The organism is Bradyrhizobium sp. HKCCYLS1011 (genome assembly GCF_051167795.1).
Taxonomy (GTDB): domain Bacteria; phylum Pseudomonadota; class Alphaproteobacteria; order Rhizobiales; family Xanthobacteraceae; genus Bradyrhizobium.
Genome location: NZ_JBNPTT010000004.1, coordinates 697,523 through 713,166, shown reverse-complemented (window position 1 = coordinate 713,166; position 15,644 = coordinate 697,523). Strand labels below are relative to the sequence as shown.

The 15,644-nt window shown below is 66.6% G+C and carries 19 protein-coding genes; 5 read left to right on the top strand and 14 right to left on the bottom strand.

The features are described from left to right. Positions 1–7: 7 nt before the first annotated feature. Positions 8–2,668 carry a flavin-containing monooxygenase gene (locus ACQR1W_RS16280; RefSeq protein WP_434851709.1) on the top strand — a complete coding sequence of 887 codons (2,661 nt, stop codon included), beginning with the start codon at positions 8–10 and terminating at the stop codon, positions 2,666–2,668. Positions 2,669–2,733: 65 nt separating this feature from the next. On the opposite strand, the gene ACQR1W_RS16275 is transcribed toward ACQR1W_RS16280, so the two are convergent. From ACQR1W_RS16275 to ACQR1W_RS16245, 7 genes are all read right to left on the bottom strand, one after another. Further along, positions 2,734–3,252 (bottom strand): DUF3147 family protein, encoded by a 519-nt coding sequence (locus ACQR1W_RS16275; RefSeq protein ID WP_434851708.1) that lies wholly within the window; start codon positions 3,250–3,252, stop codon positions 2,734–2,736. Continuing rightward, entirely contained in the window at positions 3,252–3,599 is a 348-nt protein-coding gene (locus tag ACQR1W_RS16270) for a DUF3147 family protein (RefSeq protein WP_434851707.1), read from the bottom strand. Before ACQR1W_RS16270 ends, ACQR1W_RS16275 begins: the two co-directional genes overlap by 1 nt. Continuing rightward, positions 3,596–4,276 carry a phosphatase PAP2 family protein gene (locus tag ACQR1W_RS16265; RefSeq protein WP_434851706.1) on the bottom strand — a complete coding sequence of 227 codons (681 nt, stop codon included), beginning with the start codon at positions 4,274–4,276 and terminating at the stop codon, positions 3,596–3,598. The genes ACQR1W_RS16270 and ACQR1W_RS16265 overlap by 4 nt, the downstream gene beginning before the upstream one ends. Before the next feature lie 108 nt (positions 4,277–4,384). Beyond that, complete coding sequence (locus ACQR1W_RS16260; protein WP_434851705.1) at positions 4,385–5,023, bottom strand: 2-dehydro-3-deoxy-6-phosphogalactonate aldolase; 639 nt, start codon at positions 5,021–5,023, stop codon at positions 4,385–4,387. Between the two features lie 2 nt (positions 5,024–5,025). After that, on the bottom strand, positions 5,026–5,976 hold the full coding sequence (locus tag ACQR1W_RS16255; RefSeq protein WP_434851704.1) for a 2-dehydro-3-deoxygalactonokinase: 951 nt from the start codon (positions 5,974–5,976) through the stop codon (positions 5,026–5,028). 152 nt (positions 5,977–6,128) lie between these two features. Continuing rightward, positions 6,129–6,359 (bottom strand): hypothetical protein, encoded by a 231-nt coding sequence (locus tag ACQR1W_RS16250; RefSeq protein ID WP_434851703.1) that lies wholly within the window; start codon positions 6,357–6,359, stop codon positions 6,129–6,131. 567 nt (positions 6,360–6,926) lie between these two features. Then, positions 6,927–7,103 (bottom strand): hypothetical protein, encoded by a 177-nt coding sequence (locus ACQR1W_RS16245; RefSeq protein WP_434851702.1) that lies wholly within the window; start codon positions 7,101–7,103, stop codon positions 6,927–6,929. A 47-nt stretch (positions 7,104–7,150) separates the two neighbouring features. Between ACQR1W_RS16245 and ACQR1W_RS16240 the strand changes: the two genes are divergently transcribed. The 4 genes from ACQR1W_RS16240 to ACQR1W_RS16225 all read left to right on the top strand — a co-directional run bounded on the left by ACQR1W_RS16240 (position 7,151) and on the right by ACQR1W_RS16225 (position 10,115). Further along, entirely contained in the window at positions 7,151–7,933 is a 783-nt protein-coding gene (locus ACQR1W_RS16240) for a DeoR/GlpR family DNA-binding transcription regulator (RefSeq protein WP_434851701.1), read from the top strand. Positions 7,934–7,960: 27 nt separating this feature from the next. Then, positions 7,961–9,100 carry an MFS transporter gene (locus ACQR1W_RS16235; RefSeq protein WP_434851700.1) on the top strand — a complete coding sequence of 380 codons (1,140 nt, stop codon included), beginning with the start codon at positions 7,961–7,963 and terminating at the stop codon, positions 9,098–9,100. A 13-nt stretch (positions 9,101–9,113) separates the two neighbouring features. Further along, entirely contained in the window at positions 9,114–9,497 is a 384-nt protein-coding gene (locus tag ACQR1W_RS16230; protein ID WP_434851699.1) for a VOC family protein, read from the top strand. A gap of 153 nt (positions 9,498–9,650) precedes the next feature. After that, complete coding sequence (locus ACQR1W_RS16225; protein WP_434851698.1) at positions 9,651–10,115, top strand: hypothetical protein; 465 nt, start codon at positions 9,651–9,653, stop codon at positions 10,113–10,115. 82 nt (positions 10,116–10,197) lie between these two features. Here the strand turns inward: ACQR1W_RS16225 and gspM are convergent, their stop codons facing one another. The 7 genes from gspM to ACQR1W_RS16190 are packed head-to-tail and all read right to left on the bottom strand — an operon-like array spanning position 10,198 to position 15,641. Continuing rightward, a complete protein-coding gene (gspM, locus tag ACQR1W_RS16220; RefSeq protein WP_434851697.1) occupies positions 10,198–10,773 on the bottom strand; it encodes a type II secretion system protein GspM in 576 nt (191 codons plus the stop codon). A gap of 3 nt (positions 10,774–10,776) precedes the next feature. Next, positions 10,777–11,820 carry a PilN domain-containing protein gene (locus tag ACQR1W_RS16215; protein ID WP_434851696.1) on the bottom strand — a complete coding sequence of 348 codons (1,044 nt, stop codon included), beginning with the start codon at positions 11,818–11,820 and terminating at the stop codon, positions 10,777–10,779. Further along, positions 11,810–12,787, bottom strand: coding sequence for a general secretion pathway protein GspK (locus ACQR1W_RS16210; RefSeq protein WP_434851695.1), 978 nt, complete (start codon positions 12,785–12,787; stop codon positions 11,810–11,812). The genes ACQR1W_RS16215 and ACQR1W_RS16210 overlap by 11 nt, the downstream gene beginning before the upstream one ends. After that, the gene (locus tag ACQR1W_RS16205; RefSeq protein ID WP_434851694.1) at positions 12,784–13,551 is read right to left on the bottom strand and encodes a PulJ/GspJ family protein; all 768 of its coding nucleotides are present in this window, start codon (positions 13,549–13,551) and stop codon (positions 12,784–12,786) included. Before ACQR1W_RS16205 ends, ACQR1W_RS16210 begins: the two co-directional genes overlap by 4 nt. Next, positions 13,548–14,000, bottom strand: a complete 453-nt coding sequence (locus ACQR1W_RS16200; RefSeq protein ID WP_434851693.1) for a prepilin-type N-terminal cleavage/methylation domain-containing protein — start codon at positions 13,998–14,000, stop codon at positions 13,548–13,550. Before ACQR1W_RS16200 ends, ACQR1W_RS16205 begins: the two co-directional genes overlap by 4 nt. After that, positions 13,990–14,439 (bottom strand): prepilin-type N-terminal cleavage/methylation domain-containing protein, encoded by a 450-nt coding sequence (locus ACQR1W_RS16195; protein WP_434851692.1) that lies wholly within the window; start codon positions 14,437–14,439, stop codon positions 13,990–13,992. Before ACQR1W_RS16195 ends, ACQR1W_RS16200 begins: the two co-directional genes overlap by 11 nt. Continuing rightward, positions 14,436–15,641 carry a type II secretion system F family protein gene (locus ACQR1W_RS16190; protein WP_434851691.1) on the bottom strand — a complete coding sequence of 402 codons (1,206 nt, stop codon included), beginning with the start codon at positions 15,639–15,641 and terminating at the stop codon, positions 14,436–14,438. Before ACQR1W_RS16190 ends, ACQR1W_RS16195 begins: the two co-directional genes overlap by 4 nt. Positions 15,642–15,644 lie beyond the last annotated feature (3 nt).

Here is a 15,644-nt window from a genome sequence, read left to right as displayed (position 1 = left end):
GAATCGGATGTCTGACGCCATGGTCGCGGCACGTGCTCCGGAGTCCATCCACGGCGAGACCCAACAGGTCGACGTCGCGGTGGTCGGTGCTGGCTTTGCCGGTCTCTACACGCTCTATCGGCTGCGCAAGGCCGGTTTTTCGGCTGTTGCTCTGGATGCGGCCGACGATGTCGGCGGCACCTGGTACTGGAACCGCTATCCCGGGGCGCGCTGCGACATCCAGACCATCGATTACGGCTACACTTTCGACCCCGAGCTCGACACCGCCTGGCAGTGGTCGGAGAAATATGCCACCCAGCCTGAGATCCTGCGCTATTTCGGTTTCGTCGCCGACCGCTACGATCTGCGCCGCGACATCCGCTTCGGCACCAAGGTCGTCGAGGCCAAGTGGGACGAGACCAGCGAGCGCTGGCTTTTGACCACCGACAAGGGACCTGCCGTCTCCTGCCGCCACTACATCATGGCGACCGGCTGCCTGTCGCAGCCGAAGCCTCCGGAGATCGACGGCGTCACGGACTTCAAGGGTGAGATCTACTTCACCAGCCGCTGGCCGAAGCACGAGGTGCAGCTCGCCGGCAAGCGCGTCGCCGTGATTGGCACCGGATCGTCCGGCATCCAGTCGATTCCCGTGATCGCCGAGCAGGCGGCGCAGCTGGTCGTATTCCAGCGCACGCCCAATTTCGCCATGCCCGCCCATAACGGGCCGGTACCGGACGATCGCGCCACTCAGTTTGCGCAGGATCGCGCCGCCTTCCGCGAACAGGCACGCTGGTCGCTCACCGGCGTGCCGCTGCCGCCCGCAACCGAATATAGCTGGCAGATGAGCGCGGCCGAGCGCCGGGCTCGCTTCGAGAAGCTGTGGGCCTCCGGCGACCTCGTCGGCATGCTGACCCAGCTCTGGGCCGACCAGGGCGTCGATCCCGATGGCAATGCCCTCGCAGCCGAGCTGATCCGCGAGAAGATCCACGAGATCGTCAAGGATCCCGAAACCGCTGCCGCATTGACCCCGCACGATCATCCGTTTGGCGCCAAGCGGCCCTGCCTCGACACCAACTACTATGCGACGTTCAACCGGCCGAACGTCACTTTGGTCAATCTGCGCCAGGAGCCGATCACCGCGATCACCGCTGCCGGCATCACGACAGAGAAGCGCAGCTTCGATATCGACATCATCGTGTTCGCAACCGGCTTCGATGCGATGACCGGCGCGATCAGGGCCGTGCATCCGATCACCGGGCGCGGCGGCCAGTCGCTGTCCGATCTCTGGGCCAATGGTCCCGAGACTTACCTCGGCTTGACCGTTGCCGGCTTCCCAAATCTGTTCCTGATCACCGGCCCCGGCAGCCCGTCGGTGCTGTCGAACATGGCGGTCTCGATCGAGCAGCATGTCGACTGGGTGGTCGATCGGCTGACCGCGATGCGCGAGTCCGGCTTCACCACCATGGAAGCGACCGAGACCGCGCAGGCCGGCTGGGCGCGGCACATGGCGGACTGCTCGATGGTGACGCTGCATCGACTTGCCAACACCTGGTACACGGGCGCCAACGTGCCCGGCAAACCGCAGGGCGTCATGCCCTACACGGGCGGCGTCGGCCCCTATCGCAGCATCTGCAACGAGATCGTCAGCCGCGGCATGCTCGGCTTCAAGCTGACCGGCCCGAACGGCGCCACGCAATGCAACGACGGCGAGATCGTCCGGCTGCAGCCGGATGTACGGCTGGTGCTGAACATGCTCGCCGAGATGAACCTGCCACCGCTTGAATCGTTCGGCGCTCAGGGCGCGCGCGATTTCGTCACGCAGTTCAATGCAGCACGTCCGCCAGGACGGCCGGTCGGCGAGGTCAAAGATGGCATCCTGCAAGGCGCCGAAGGTCCACTGCCCTATCGGCTCTACCGCCCGGCCACGCCGGGACCGCATCCGATCGTGGTCTATTTCCATGGCGGCGGCTGGGTGCTCGGCGACGAGCAATCCGATGATCCGTTCTGCCGCGACATGTGTCGCCGCACCAACATGATCTTCGTCAGCGTTGGCTATCGCCACGCGCCGGAGCACCGCTTTCCGGCCGCGGCGGAAGACGGCTATGCGGCGACGCGCTGGGTCGCCGAACACGCCGCTGAGCTCGGCGGCCGCGACGGCCCGCTGCTGGTGGCGGGCTGGAGTGCCGGCGGCAACATCGCCGCGGTGACCTGCCAGCTTGCGCGCGACCGTGGCGGACCGGAGATCGGCGGGCAGCTGCTGGTTTGCCCGGTGACGGATTGCAGCTTCGATCGTCCGTCTTACGAGGAGAACGCGACTGGCTACTTCCTCACGCGCTCCTTGATGTACTGGTTCTGGGACATCTACTGCTCGCCGGCCGATCGCACCGATCCGCGCGTCGCGCCGCTGCGCGGCCAGCTGGCCGGCTTGCCGCCGGCCTATATCGTCACGTGCGAGTTCGATCCCCTGCGCGATGAAGGCGTCGCCTATGCCGAGGCGTTGGCAGCGGCCGGCGTTCCGGTCGGACAGTTGAAGGCGCATGGTCACTTCCATTCGTCCTTCACGATGGTCGACGTCGTCATCACCGGCGTCAGCGGCCGTATCCAGATGGCCGATGCGCTGGCCGTGTTCGCGCGATCGAAAGACGAGGCCGCCAGCGCCGCGCCGGAGATCCACGCCGCGGCGAGCTGACCAGCGAGGCGCCCCGCGGCTCTCAGCAAGCTGCAGGGCGCCGATATTCCCACACTCGACGGCGCTCAATGCTGTGATGCCTCCACCTCCGACAATGATTTGGGCCGCGAACGCGCGCGATCGCGCGCGGCTCTGGAGGCTCCGGCCGCGCGGCGATGCATCGCCACCCGCCATGTCTGACGGGCCCACCAGGCGAAGACCGAAACAACGAGCCACGCGCCCGATGCGGCGACGAAGGCTGCGGCGATGCTGTGGCGGACCAGTAGCAGGAAACAAACGGCAAAAGCCAACATGCCCAGGCTGCCGAGCGCGGCGCCCGCCGCGTCCAATGCGGCCGCCTGTTGCCCGCGCCTGATGCCGACAAGGCCGGCCTCGCGCTTGCGCCGGATCTCATGCGAGCAGATCAGCGTGGCGCTGGCGCAGAAGATCGCGGGCAGCGCCAGAAACAGGCCGCCGAGCGCGGGCCCGAAGCCGCGCGCGATCAGTCCGGTCGCAACCGTCGCGGCGCCGCCAAGGGCAAAGCGGACGACATGCTCGTACCAGCGGCCCTCCTTCAGCGACGACAGCGAGGCGCCGACCAGCATCAGGCGCCTCCCGGAAACAACGCCTGCAGGCCGAGTGCAGCGATCAACCAAACGGCGATGGCGAGCAGACTCGCCGAGAGTGCACGCATGCGCGCGCGCATCAGGAGCTGACAGACCACGATGCAGTAGATCGCGAGCGCGATGGCGCCGAACATCATCGAGCGACTCTGGATGGCCGCGTAGTCGGCCCCATGGATAGCAACAGCGATGCCCAGCGTTGCCAGCGCGACCGACGGCGCCGCGCCGAACAGGCCGGCAAAACTCTTCGGGCGCAGCACGTCGCCGAGCACCGCGAACGCGGAAACGACGAGACCGCCGATGACAAAGCGAATGAGATATTCGGTCATGACCGCCTCCCCGGCTTGCTCGGCGCCACGGTTGCCTGGCTCGATCGTGGAAGCTGCGACGGACAGCCGGTGAATAGCCGCAACAGGCGATCGAGCGCCGCGCCCATCAGGAAGCCGGCGACCACGTCGCTTGCCCAGTGCGCGAGAATGAGCACCCGCGTCAGCGACAGGCCGACCGCGATGCCGCGGACCAATGCGCGAGGCCGCGGCGGCAGCAGGCTAGCTGCGGAGGCGACCGCTCCCATATGCAGCGCATGGCCGGAGGGGAACGCATCCTCGCGTTTGCCGGAGAAGGGTACCCCGTTGAGGTGGCCGAGCACGGTCTCGCGATCGGGGCGGGTCTGATTGATGTAGCGCTTCATCAGATGCGGCAGGGCCGACGCCGCGATGATCAGCAGCAGCATGTGATCGGACACACGGCGGATGGACCGGTCCTGACCGCGCGCACCAAGCCAGCCCACCAGAGCCAGCGCGAGCAGCACATGCTCGTCGGCGCCCCAAGAGAGAGCCCGCCCGAGCTTTTCGGGCACGGGTCGCGCGTGATGCGCGATCGCATCCGCGATGGCGAGATCGGGCGCGGTGGGCTGCACCCGCAGCAGGGGCTTCGGGTGAGCTTTGGCAATCATGCCGCCGCGCGGCGAATCCTTCAGCTGCTTCAACAAATTCAACGCAGACACCGTGAGGGTTTCAGAGGGTTCCCTTCCAACGCCCGCACGGCAAAGATGTTTCACAAAAGTGTCACACAAGTTCCGCGCCGCAGCCCCTGCTCCGACGCCCAGCTCACCTCATCTGCCCTGCATCGCGGCATCGTAGGCTCGCACTGATGCCAGCGCGGTCTCGCGCACCTGCTCGGCCGTCATGCCGGGCTTGTAGAGGCTGGAGCCGAGGCCGAACGCACGAACGCCCGCCGCAACATAGTCGGCCAGATTCTTGTCCGACACGCCGCCGACGGCGCCGACCACCACGCCCTTCGGCAGCACGGCGAGCTGCGCCGCGATCCCGGAAGGTCCCAGGACGGAGGCTGGAAAAAACTTCAGCGCGGAGGCGCCAGAGCGCAGCGCCAAGAACGCTTCCGTCGGCGAGAACACGCCGGGCATGGTCACCATGCCGCGCGCGACCGCCGTCGCAAGGACGTCCGGATCGACATTCGGGCTGACCATCAGGCGGCCGCCGACGTCGGCGACACGGGCGCAATCGGCAGCACTGAGCACGGTGCCGGCGCCGATATAGACATCGCCACCGAAGCGTTTGCACAGACGCTCGATCGAGACGAAAGGATCAGGCGAGTTCAAGGGCACCTCGATCAGCTCGAAGCCGGTCTCGATCAAGGCGCCGACAATCGCCTCCGCTTCATCCGGCTTCACGCCGCGCAAAATGGCAACCAGCGCACGCTTCACGTTGGGCCAGGATACAGGCTGCGTCATATCTAGAACTGAGCTCCCCAAAGATGCAAAGCGGCCCTGGCAAGGCCTTGCCGCGACGCCTGTTCGGCATCGAGGACGGTCACGTCAAGGCCGGCGCTGGTCAAGGCCTGCTGATAAAGCTCGCCGAGCCCGCCTGTGCCGATCAGACGGACGGTTCGCGCGACAGCAAATCGTTGCGCAACGTCGGCAAGCTCGGTGCCGATCAACAAACCCGACAGCATCGCAGCGCCATCGGAGCGCTGCGCAAAGCCGAGCAGTTGCGCAGCCCGGACGCGAAACAGCGCGGCCGTCAGACCGCTCGGCACGGCTCGCGCCGTGGCAAGGCCTTCGCGGAACGCTGCGCTTTCGCCTGCAGGCGAGGCCGACGCCTCAACGGCATGCGCAAGAATGCTGTGCTGTGAGATCACCGCAAACAGCTCGCCGGTCATATAGGTCGTAAATTCGGCGACGCGCCCAGCCTCGATCCTGATCCACTTGCTGTGGGTGCCGGGAATACAGACGAGCCCGGTGAAATCAGCTTCGGTGACGCCGAGCAGCTGGGTCTCCTCGCCGCGCATCACATCCGGCTGCTCGGCCCGCGCCTGCGCAAGCCCGGGCAGGATGCGGACATCGCCGGGCGTATCGACGCGGACGGCGCCTTCATGCAGGGCATCGAGCCGCGTGGGGATCTCGAGGTATGACGCCTCGACCCAGCCTTGTTTCGCACCGGCCATGCCGCAGATCAGCACCGGCAAATCGTCGGGCGCGCCAAGCTTGGCGCGATGATCACGCAAGACGGGCGCAAAGCCGCTGCTGGCACAATGCAGCATGCCCTCGCCGCTGCGGCTTTCCGCAAGCACGCCGCCCGCAGCCGACATCAACCAGGCGCGAAAGCTCGACGTGCCCCAATCGATGGCGAGAAAGGCGGGCTTGGCGCCGTCGGCCTGCTCTGCGATCACCTCAATTCTCCTCATCTGCTGCCGCCGGTCGGCAGCTTCCGCATCCAGCCTCATTTCGGCGAAAGGTCAAGCCGCGCCTGCCGCGCGGCAGCCTTGGCGATCGAGTTCCGCTGAACGGCTGTTGCCTGCGGCCGCTGTGGCAGAGCGCCATATCATCCGCCGCATCCCTATCCCAGCAGCAATGATGCAAAGGGGTCAACCATGTCGCGAGACGGCATGGTTATATGGCGCCATGGCTGGCGCATGCGCAGGGCGTCATATCCTTCATGGTCGCGGTAGCGGCAGACGTCATGCGTCATCATGTCAGCACCCGCATGGTGTGCTGCGAGCGCGGGCGACGCCTGGAACGCCGCGGCCACGGTAACGAGCAATACATATCCGATCTTTTCGATTGTCATGTTCATGTCTCCTTGTTGGTTCGACCAGCGGTGTCATCAACGGGATGCCCCGCTCAACGGGAGAATACGAAGTGAGCCGCCGTGTTATTTCCGCCGTCGCACGAAGTTGAGAAGGCGCGCGTTGGCGTGACCGGAAGCAGGACGCGCCTCGTCGTCTTCGCGGCGCGTTGCGCGCCCGAATGATGGGTCGTGAGCTGCCCTCTGAAACGAGAGGGCGCAGGAAAGGCCGGGAGCTTGCCGCCCCCATGGCCCGCCTGCGGAAAAAAATGCAGGCGGCAGGTACCACAGGTTTGGCCAAGACATCCCGACCCTCCCTGCGCGATGGTTTTAACGGCTGCTTCGCGTTCTCCCCGGTGCGCCGGGCTGTCTGGCCACCGTACGCGACAACGCGCTCTCGCGCGCTGCGCGGGAATCCTAGCGTCGGAGGATCAGGACCGCGCGACTTGACCGTGCATGTCGAACTGTTCGTCCGCGCGAGAAACGCGCTGCAATTCAACATGCCCACCGCTCCCCGCCTCCACGTTCGTGACGACCGCGATACGTCCCTCTGCACGAGGCGGGATGCCGCTAGACAACCACGATTTCTGAAAAATAGAAATCGAAATCTTTTTCGCGGGAGGTCTGGACAGGGCAAATCAGGCTGGAACCACGACCGAAATTGGATTTTTGGCGCAGCGGATTGATGGGGATGAGACCGTCGATAGCAATGAAGCGTCCCGACTCCGAAGCAACGTAGCCATGCACGTTCGTGCACGTTGTTATTCTTGTTTCTGCATGATAGGCTTCCCTCCATGTCAGAGCAAATTCCGATGGCGCGGCGGGACGTGATCGCCGACCGCCTGGCGCAAGGACAAGCCGTGGTTGCGGCAACGCTCGCCGCCGAATTCGACGTCTCCGAAGACGCGATCCGGCGCGATCTGCGCGCGCTTGCGACTGAGGGACGCTGTCGCCGCGTCTATGGTGGCGCACTGCCGATCACCCCCGGCATGTCCCCAATGGCGGCGCGCATCGGTGAAGGCCGCGAGCGCAAGCGCGCGCTGGCCCGCGCTGCGGCAACAACGATCAAGCCCGGCGAGTTCATCTTTCTCGACAATGGCAGCACCAATCTGGCGCTGACCGAATTTCTTCCCGAGGATGCCGAGCTCACGGTCGCCACCAATTCGATCGACATCGCAGCCGCTGTGCTGCGGCGGCAGGACCTTCAGTTGATCATGATCGGCGGTGCCGTGAATCCCGTGGTCGGCGGCTGCGTCGATGCCGGCGCGGTGCTGGCGATCATGCAGTTGAACATCGACCGGTGCTTTCTCGGCGCCTGCGCGGTGTCACCGAAGGGCGGCGTCAGTGCGTTCGACCTGTCCGATGCCGCCTTCAAGCGCGCCCTGCTCTCGGTCAGCCGCGAGAGTGTGGTGCTGGCCACCACCGACAAGCTCGACACGCGCGCGCCGCACCGCGTCGCTGCGAACAAGGATATCGCATGCCTGGTGGTCGAGCACGATGCGCCCGCCGCTCACCTCAAGGCCTTTGCCAAGGCCGGCGCCTCCATCCTGAAGGCCGATCCGCCACCGCAGCGCTAACGCAAAACGCTACCGTGAGAGTTCATCATGTCGTCTCCTGATCAGCGCGCCGCCAAGCTCGCCACGCGGCTTGGATTCTTCGTCGCCGGCTTTGGCCTGGCGGGCTGGGCGCCACTGGTGCCCTTCGCCAAGCAGCATCTCGCGGTCGACGACGCGACGCTCGGGCTGTTGCTGCTCTGCCTCGGCATCGGCTCCGTGGCGGCCATGCTGCTGACGGGCGTGCTGAGTGCACGCTTCGGCAGCAAGCCGATCATCATCACGAGCGGCCTCGGGCTTGCCGTCATGCTGCCGGCACTATCAGTTGCGGCGACGCCGGCGACATTGGGCGCCGCCCTGTTCGCCTTCGGCGCCGCGCTGGGCTCGCTGGATGTCGCCGTCAACATCCATGCCATCGAGGTCGAGCGCGCGGAAGGCCGGCCGCTGATGTCCGGCTTTCACGCGCAGTTCAGCATCGGCGGCTTTGCCGGCTCTGGATTGATGACGCTCCTGCTCGCAATGCAGATCGACGCACTGGTCAGCGCGGTCCTCTGTTCGTGTCTCATGGGCGCGGCGATGGTGCTCGCCGCTCCGCGGCTCCTGCGCGCATCGCCGCAACAGGCAGGACCGCTGATCGTGATCCCCCATGGCTTTGTCGTGCTGCTGGCTGCGCTGGCCGGCGTCATGTTTCTGGTCGAGGGGGCGATGCTCGATTGGGGGGCTCTGCTGCTCGCGGGCACGAAGCATCTGCCCGAGACGCAAGCGGGCATCGGCTATATCCTGTTCTCGATCGCCATGACGGCAGGCCGGCTCGGCGGCGATGCCGTGGTCAGCCGCGTCGGTGACCGCGCCGCGCTGTTCTGGGGCAGCTCGATCGCGATCGCCGGTTTCGTCGTCCTGCTCACCGTTCCCGTCGCCGCACTGGCCATGACCGGCTTTCTGCTCATCGGCCTCGGCGCGTCGAACCTCGTGCCCATCCTGTTCCGTAGAGCCGGCACGCAGACGCGGATGCCGATCGAACTGGCGGTCGCCGCAGTGACCATGGTCGGCTATGCCGGCGTGCTGCTCGGCCCCGCCGCCATCGGCTTCGTCGCCGAATTCACCAGCCTGCAGACTGCATTCTGGATGCTGGCCGCGCTGCTCACCATCGTGCCGCTGTCCGCGCATCGCGCAGGAGCCGCGCAGACCTGAGCGGAGAAGCCCAATGCATCTTGCACATGTGGCGCTCTGGACGGCAGACCTCGATGCGGCCGCGGCGTTCTGGCAGCGCTATTTCAATGCTGCCGTCGGCCCAAGCTATCGCAGCGCACGTCGGCCAGGCTTCGTGTCGCGCTTCATCACGCTGCCGGACGGCGGAGCTGAAATCGAACTCATGACCGCACCATGGCTTGCCGGCGCGGGCTCGGCCGATCGCATCGGCTGGGACCATATCGCCATTTCGCTCGGCAGCGCAGCGGAGGTCGACGCACTCGCCGAACGCTGCGCCGCCGCTGGTGCGCTGGTGTCGCCGCCGCGCCGCACCGGTGATGGCTTCTACGAAGCGGTCATTGCGATGCCGGACGGAACCCGCATCGAGATCACGACGTAGTCGAGATCGCGCGCACGCCACAAATCTGCAATGGCAAGATGCTACCGTCGTCAGCAAAGACATCGGGACGGTCCAGCGATGATAGGCCGACGAGATGGGATGCGCGCTCTGAGCGCGACATCTCGAACGCTTGCGTGGACGTCGATTGCCACGATGATGTCCTCATTCGCAACGTTGGCACTAACGGCGTTGGCATTAGCAGCCTCGCTTTTCGCAGCCTGTTCGCCCGTCGACGCCGCCGAATTCTCGATCGTCAACGCCTCGCCGGTCTTTCTCCAACATCTCTATGTCTCGCCCTGCGATGCCGGGCAGTGGGGTCCTGATCAGCTGGCTGAGCCGCTTCCGCCCTCAAGACTGGCAACGGTCTCGGGGCTCGCGCCCGGTTGCTACGACATCCAGTTCATCGTCGCGCCCTGGAACAATTGCGTCATCGCCGGCGCCAGCCTGCGCGGGCGCACGGTCTGGAAAGTGACGCAATGGACGGTGTTCGGCTCCCAGAGTGGCGATTGCTCGCATATCGCCGGCTTTGTTCCGACCCGGCCGCGGCATTGGGCATGGCCGTCCAACTCGGCTGCGGCCACGTCGATCGTAAGGGCCCCGATCATCAGGAAAGACTGACGCGGCTTCAGGTGCTCGCTCGCAGCTCTGCGAGCGTTTGCTCGAGCGCAGCGCTCTGCGCCGACAACGCGGAGCACACAGCTCACGCGCTCGGCCGGCGCCAGAACGCATGCACCGTCAGCGTGACCTTTAAGACCGGGTCGGCAGTGTTGCGTTCGGTCGAGCCGCCGAGTTGCAGCGACAACGAGTCCACGAACACGTAAGGAGTTCCGCTCTCCAGCCGGTACAGCAGCGCCTGCAGCGCAGGAATCGTCGCGGTCAGCGCGACCTGAAGCCTTATCGCGTCGCTCCTGTCGTCGCGCTCGGCCGGCTGAATCCCGGACGAGACCAGAACCGCTTTCTGGTCCGTCATCAGTTGCGACAGATAGGCCTGGAACTGCGCGGTGGCCAGCCCGCTGGTGGCAGCATCAAGAAAGGCAGGCGCAGGCGCCGCAATGGTCTGCGTCTGCTGGCGCTGCTTGGCGACGCTGCCCACGCGCGACCGCAGGCTTGCGAGCTGGTCGCGCCGGTCGTCGCGGGCTTGCGTCGCCTCCGCCCAGCTCAGCAGCGCATTTGCGATGGCGAGCGCGCAGATGACGAGCAGCGCGCAGAAGGCGCCCAGCGCGAGCAACTGCTCGCGGTTCAGATCGAGCTTCAGCCTGAGGTTCAGCTTCGGCATCCCCTAACCTCCGCCTATTGTCTGGTGTGGCTCGACGCGCGCCTCGATGTGGAAGACAAAGCGAGCGCCGTCGGCGCTGCGCGTGGTCGGCGCGTAGAAGTGGACGTCCTTGAACTGTCCCGATTGCTCGAGCGGGGCGATCAGCGCGGGCGCGTCCTGCGCGATCCCGGCGATCCGCACCGTCGCGCCATCGATGGTCAGCTCCGTCAGATAGGCGCTGTCCGGCAGCGCGCGCGACAGCGCCTCGATCACGATCGCCGAGACCAATGAGGTTTCCTTCAACGCCCAGGCGCGCTCGGCCGGCGGAAGCGCAGCGATCGACTGCGCCGAATAGGTGCCCTTGACCTGGCGTTGCAGCCTGGCGATCTCCGCGCCGATCTCCTCGCTCTCGGCGTCCGCCGCCGCTGACGTCATGAAGGTCCAGACGTTCACGAGCACGGCGATGCAGACGGCGGCGGCCAGCAGGCTACCGATCGCCCGGCGCAGGCGCTTCACCCGTGCGCTGTCAGCATCCGCAAGCCGCGACCACAGCGTCATGCCCGCCGGCGGCGCCCCGGCCACCACGGCGTCGACGTGGAGACCCAGCGCCGCCAGCCGCTGACAGGATTCATCGACAGCGGCGCGGGGCGTGATCAGAATCCGCACGTCGAGACTGCCGGCATCGGCACCGTCCTGGATCTCGAACCCGTAATAGGCCTGAGCCGGACGCCACGGCGAGAGCCGTTCGATCTGGTTGCGAACAATGCCCGGCAGCAGGTCGCGGGCCTGCGCCGGAACGGTCATGCGGCGCGAGACGATCTCGTCGCTGCCGAGTTCAAGCATCACGAAAGCACGTTGCGCCGAGCGGACGACATCACTCGGAAGGACGGCTCCCGACGACAGCGCGCCGGGGACGATCCGTTCCTGGCCGTCGCTCTGTCGTACGATCAGGCCGTCATCAGCCTGGCGAAGCCTGAGCGAGTTTCGGGCGCGGCGCCGGTCGCGCCAGCCAAGCCAAAGCCGCGCCAGCGCATCGATCCATCGCCTGGCGATCACCTCAACGTCCATCGTCGTCCCCCGACAGCATGGCGATGTCGCGCACGCGCGCCTGTGCGCCAGGAGTCCAGGCAAGAACACGGTAAGGCAGCTTGTCGCCCTTGAGCAGCACGATGAAGCCGCTTGCCTGCGCCGCATAGCCATCCGTGGTGCTCGCCGCGAGCGCGACCGAGATCACCTGCCTTTGCTGAACTTTCAGATAGGCTTGCGTGCGACCGAGCAGGAATGCGAGCCGCTCGGCGTCGACCAGCGGCGCTTGGCGCATCGCGAGAAAGCCTTCCAGCCGCGCCTCCTCGAAGAATGGCAGCGCTCGGAGGACCGCGACGGGTGCCGTCAACGGATTCACGGCCTCGCTGCCATAGACGGTGACCAACGGCGCCATCGCGGCGATCCATTCCGTCCGCATCCCCGGGACCGCAGCGAGCTGGCGGATGTCGGTGAACGGCGACTGCGCCTGCGAAGGTGCAGGCTGATCGGGCTTCTTGTCGGCAGCGGGCTGACGCGCGGCGCCGGCATCCGAACGCGGCGCAGCATCATTGGGCCGCGGCGCCGGATTGCTCGGACGCGCGGCCTGGTCCGGTTCGCGCAGGCCGACGATCGTCCGGGCTAGACGATCGGCCTCATCATCATCGGCACCGACATGACGCAGCAGCGAAGCCAGCATTTCGGCCGGCGCCCTGCCGATATCGATACGGCCGGTCTCGTCGCTGATACTCACCCGCACCGTCCCGGTCGGCAGGATGACGACGGTGCTGCGCGCGGTGAGCGGCGCATCCTTGATCACGGCGACCATGCCGGCCGCAGCCTCCACGCCGGCGCTCAACAGCGCATCCGCCTGCACGCGGTCGCGGTCGATCGCCACGATCCCGGCCAGGCTGCGGAAGCTTGCCGAGGTCGCCATCACCAGCACGGAGCAGAACGCGATCGCCCACAGCACGGCGAACAAAACCATTCCGCGCTCGCTGTCCCGGACGCTCATCCACGGGCTCCAGCGGGCTCGTTGCCAGTCGGTTCATTCTTGGGCCGAACTTTCGCCGGCGGGGTTTGCTCCGGTGCCCCCCCTTTCAAACAGTCCGCACTCGCGCCGGCACGGGCACAGCCGATCGGCGCGTCGGCGTGCAGCGCGAACTCGGTGTCCGGAAGCAGTTCGGCGCCGCTCGCGCGGTCCCGGATCGTGAGCCGCACCATCACCGGCAGCAGCGGCTGGCCGCGCCAGCTGTCGCTCCATGTCAGATGGCCGTCCGTGCCGACGCCGGCAAATGCGAAGCTGATATCGACCTGACCTTCGATCAGCTCGATCGGATCGCGCAGCGCGACGCTTTCGAACAAGGTGCGCTGCCCGAGCCACGGCGCGCGGCGCCGGATCAGGCGCGCCGCCCCATCGACGTCCTCGACCGTCAGGCTGACCGCCTCCTCGCCCTGTGGTCCCGAAGCTGCGCCGCCGGCGGCGATGAACTTGAGTTGGCCGGGCGCGCCGACAAAGGCTGCGCCCGTTTGGACGTCGCGTCCCTGTGGCACCTGCCGTGCCGATCCCAGATCCGCCGCGATGCGCTCGACTGCCAGCAGCAGCTGATCGGTCTTGCCGGCAAGGCCGGTGCCCCGATCGAAATTGAGCGCGACATTGTGGATCAGCGCCGCGGTGCCTGCGATCACGGCCGCCCCGATCGCCAGCGCCGCCAGCACCTCGATCAGGGTGAAGCCATGCTCGCCGGAATGGCGGACGCAGAGCTGGAGCCTCATCATCGGTCATCTCCGGGCAGACCGAGCCGCAAGGTATCGGCGGTGACCATCCGCCCGGGCGCCCACGACACTACAGCCGTCAGGTGATACGCGATCCAGCTCGGGCCCTTCTCGACCGGTTCGACCGACTTGGTTGCCTTGACAGGGACCGGCGCCGCGGCGGGAGGGATCATCGCCTCGACAAACATCGGCTCGGCGCTGATGCTCCAGCGCATCCCGCCGGTCTCGCCGCTGCGCGGTCCCGCGGCAAGCTGCGCGCGATCAACCGGCGCGTCGAGCAGCGTCCGTAACAGCGTCTGCGCCGCGATGCGGCCATCGATGCGATCGGCGATGCGGCGCGCGTGAAACAGCTGGGGCCCGACCACGGACATGAAGGCGAGCAGCAGCGTCATCGCCACCAGCGCCTCGATCAGCGTAAAGCCCGCGCGAGCGGCGCGGCGTTCACTGAACATCGACCGCGACCCGGCCGTTGTACCAGGAGACATCCACCTCATAGCGCACCTTGTCCCAGGAGAATTTGAGCGCGGCACCGGTCGAGGCGCCGTCGGGCTCGAATCGCACCACGGCCTGACGCCCCGACCAGATTTCATCCACGCCGACCACGTCGACCACCACGTCGCGCGGAATCGCAATCGCTCCGCTGTCGCCGATGAGTTGGCGCGCGCCAGTATCGAGCGAGATCTGGCGGCTGGTTCCGGTGAGCACGGCCGCGAGACGTTCGCGCCGCATCATCGCGGCCGTCTGCAAGGTCAGCGCCTTCAGCCTGCCGCGGCCGGTGCCGGGCAGCAGCACGCCGACCAGCGACGCCAGCATCGCCATGATCACCATGACGGCCATCATCTCGATCAGGGTCGAGCCGGCGCGCGGATCGCTGCTAATGGGAGCCGTCATTTGGCGAGCTCGGTGATGCTCAGCAGCGCGCTCATGATCGAGACGATCAGGGAGCCGATGCCGATGCTGACCAGGATGATGGTAACAGGGCCGATCGCACCCATCATGCGATCGAGGCCGATGGCGAGCCGCTGCTCATAGAACTGCGAGGCGTGCTGCGCAATCGCAGACAGGTCGCCGGTCTCGTCGCCGACACGCAGCATGCGCACTGCGAGCGGCGGCACCAGCTTGCTGTCGGCAAGCGCTTCGATGAACCGGCGGCCATTGCGGACCTGCTCATGCACCTGCTCGACTGCGGCGACGTAATCCGGCTCTGTCACGATATCGCGCAGAATTTTCAGCGCCGCCGGCAGCGCCACGCCGTTTTCCACCAGAAGTCCAAGCGTACCAATGAAGCGCGCCGCACGGCGATCGTGCATCAGCCCGGCAATCCCCGGAAGGCTGGCAAAGCCGGCCGCCAGTCGGGCACGCGCGGCCGGCTGGCGCAGGATGAGCCAGCCGACCAGCAGCACGCCGGTGCCGATGCCGAGCAGCAGATCGAGATGCGAGCGCAGCCAGGTCGACGCTGTCAGCGCGAAGGCCGCGCCCGTATTCAGACGGCCCTGCATCTCGGTGAAGATGGGCTCGAACTGCGGCACCACATAGAGCAGGAAGAAGAACAGGATCACGATCGCCGATCCAACCAGGAACAGCGGATAGCGGGTCGCCGTGCTGATCCGTTGCGACATCTGCTCGCGGCGGGTGCGGTCCTCGACGATCGCGCGCAACACCACTTCGAGCTTGCCCGACGCCTCGCCGGCGCGGACCATCGCGACATACATCGGCTCGAGCGAGGTGGCCTGCCGCTCCAGCGCCTCGGCAAAACCATCACCGCCGGACACCGCGGACCGAAGCCCTGCGGCAAAACGCGCGACCGATTTATTGGTGTCGTCCTCCAGTGTCTGCAGCGAGGCTTCGAGGTTCAATCCGGAGCGCAGCAGAAGCGCGAGCAGCCGGAGAAAGGTCGTCAGCTCGCGCGCGCCCAACGATCCGCGGCTGATGAGGCTGCTTCGCTTCGCGCCAGAGCCGGCGATCTCGGCCTCGACCGGCAGATGGCCGAGATATTCGATCCGCCGCAACACCTCCTCGCGCGAGGGCGCCTCGACATCGCCGAGGATGATCTCTCCGGCCCGGGTCAGCGCGCGATAGCGGTAATGCGGCATGGT

What these genes read in the sequence shown, in the direction of transcription:
- ACQR1W_RS16280 (WP_434851709.1), top strand. Translation starts at nt 8, where the DNA reads ATGTCTGACGCCATGGTCGCGGCACGTGCTCCGGAGTCCATCCACGGC.
- ACQR1W_RS16275 (WP_434851708.1), bottom strand. Translation starts at nt 3,252, where the DNA reads ATGCTGGTCGGCGCCTCGCTGTCGTCGCTGAAGGAGGGCCGCTGGTAC.
- ACQR1W_RS16270 (WP_434851707.1), bottom strand. Translation starts at nt 3,599, where the DNA reads ATGACCGAATATCTCATTCGCTTTGTCATCGGCGGTCTCGTCGTTTCC.
- ACQR1W_RS16260 (WP_434851705.1), bottom strand. Translation starts at nt 5,023, where the DNA reads ATGACGCAGCCTGTATCCTGGCCCAACGTGAAGCGTGCGCTGGTTGCC.
- ACQR1W_RS16255 (WP_434851704.1), bottom strand. Translation starts at nt 5,976, where the DNA reads ATGAGGAGAATTGAGGTGATCGCAGAGCAGGCCGACGGCGCCAAGCCC.
- ACQR1W_RS16250 (WP_434851703.1), bottom strand. Translation starts at nt 6,359, where the DNA reads ATGACAATCGAAAAGATCGGATATGTATTGCTCGTTACCGTGGCCGCG.
- ACQR1W_RS16240 (WP_434851701.1), top strand. Translation starts at nt 7,151, where the DNA reads ATGTCAGAGCAAATTCCGATGGCGCGGCGGGACGTGATCGCCGACCGC.
- ACQR1W_RS16235 (WP_434851700.1), top strand. Translation starts at nt 7,961, where the DNA reads ATGTCGTCTCCTGATCAGCGCGCCGCCAAGCTCGCCACGCGGCTTGGA.
- ACQR1W_RS16230 (WP_434851699.1), top strand. Translation starts at nt 9,114, where the DNA reads ATGCATCTTGCACATGTGGCGCTCTGGACGGCAGACCTCGATGCGGCC.
- ACQR1W_RS16225 (WP_434851698.1), top strand. Translation starts at nt 9,651, where the DNA reads ATGATGTCCTCATTCGCAACGTTGGCACTAACGGCGTTGGCATTAGCA.
- gspM (WP_434851697.1), bottom strand. Translation starts at nt 10,773, where the DNA reads ATGCCGAAGCTGAACCTCAGGCTGAAGCTCGATCTGAACCGCGAGCAG.
- ACQR1W_RS16215 (WP_434851696.1), bottom strand. Translation starts at nt 11,820, where the DNA reads ATGGACGTTGAGGTGATCGCCAGGCGATGGATCGATGCGCTGGCGCGG.
- ACQR1W_RS16210 (WP_434851695.1), bottom strand. Translation starts at nt 12,787, where the DNA reads ATGAGCGTCCGGGACAGCGAGCGCGGAATGGTTTTGTTCGCCGTGCTG.
- ACQR1W_RS16205 (WP_434851694.1), bottom strand. Translation starts at nt 13,551, where the DNA reads ATGATGAGGCTCCAGCTCTGCGTCCGCCATTCCGGCGAGCATGGCTTC.
- ACQR1W_RS16200 (WP_434851693.1), bottom strand. Translation starts at nt 14,000, where the DNA reads ATGTTCAGTGAACGCCGCGCCGCTCGCGCGGGCTTTACGCTGATCGAG.
- ACQR1W_RS16195 (WP_434851692.1), bottom strand. Translation starts at nt 14,439, where the DNA reads ATGACGGCTCCCATTAGCAGCGATCCGCGCGCCGGCTCGACCCTGATC.
- ACQR1W_RS16190 (WP_434851691.1), bottom strand. Translation starts at nt 15,641, where the DNA reads ATGCCGCATTACCGCTATCGCGCGCTGACCCGGGCCGGAGAGATCATC.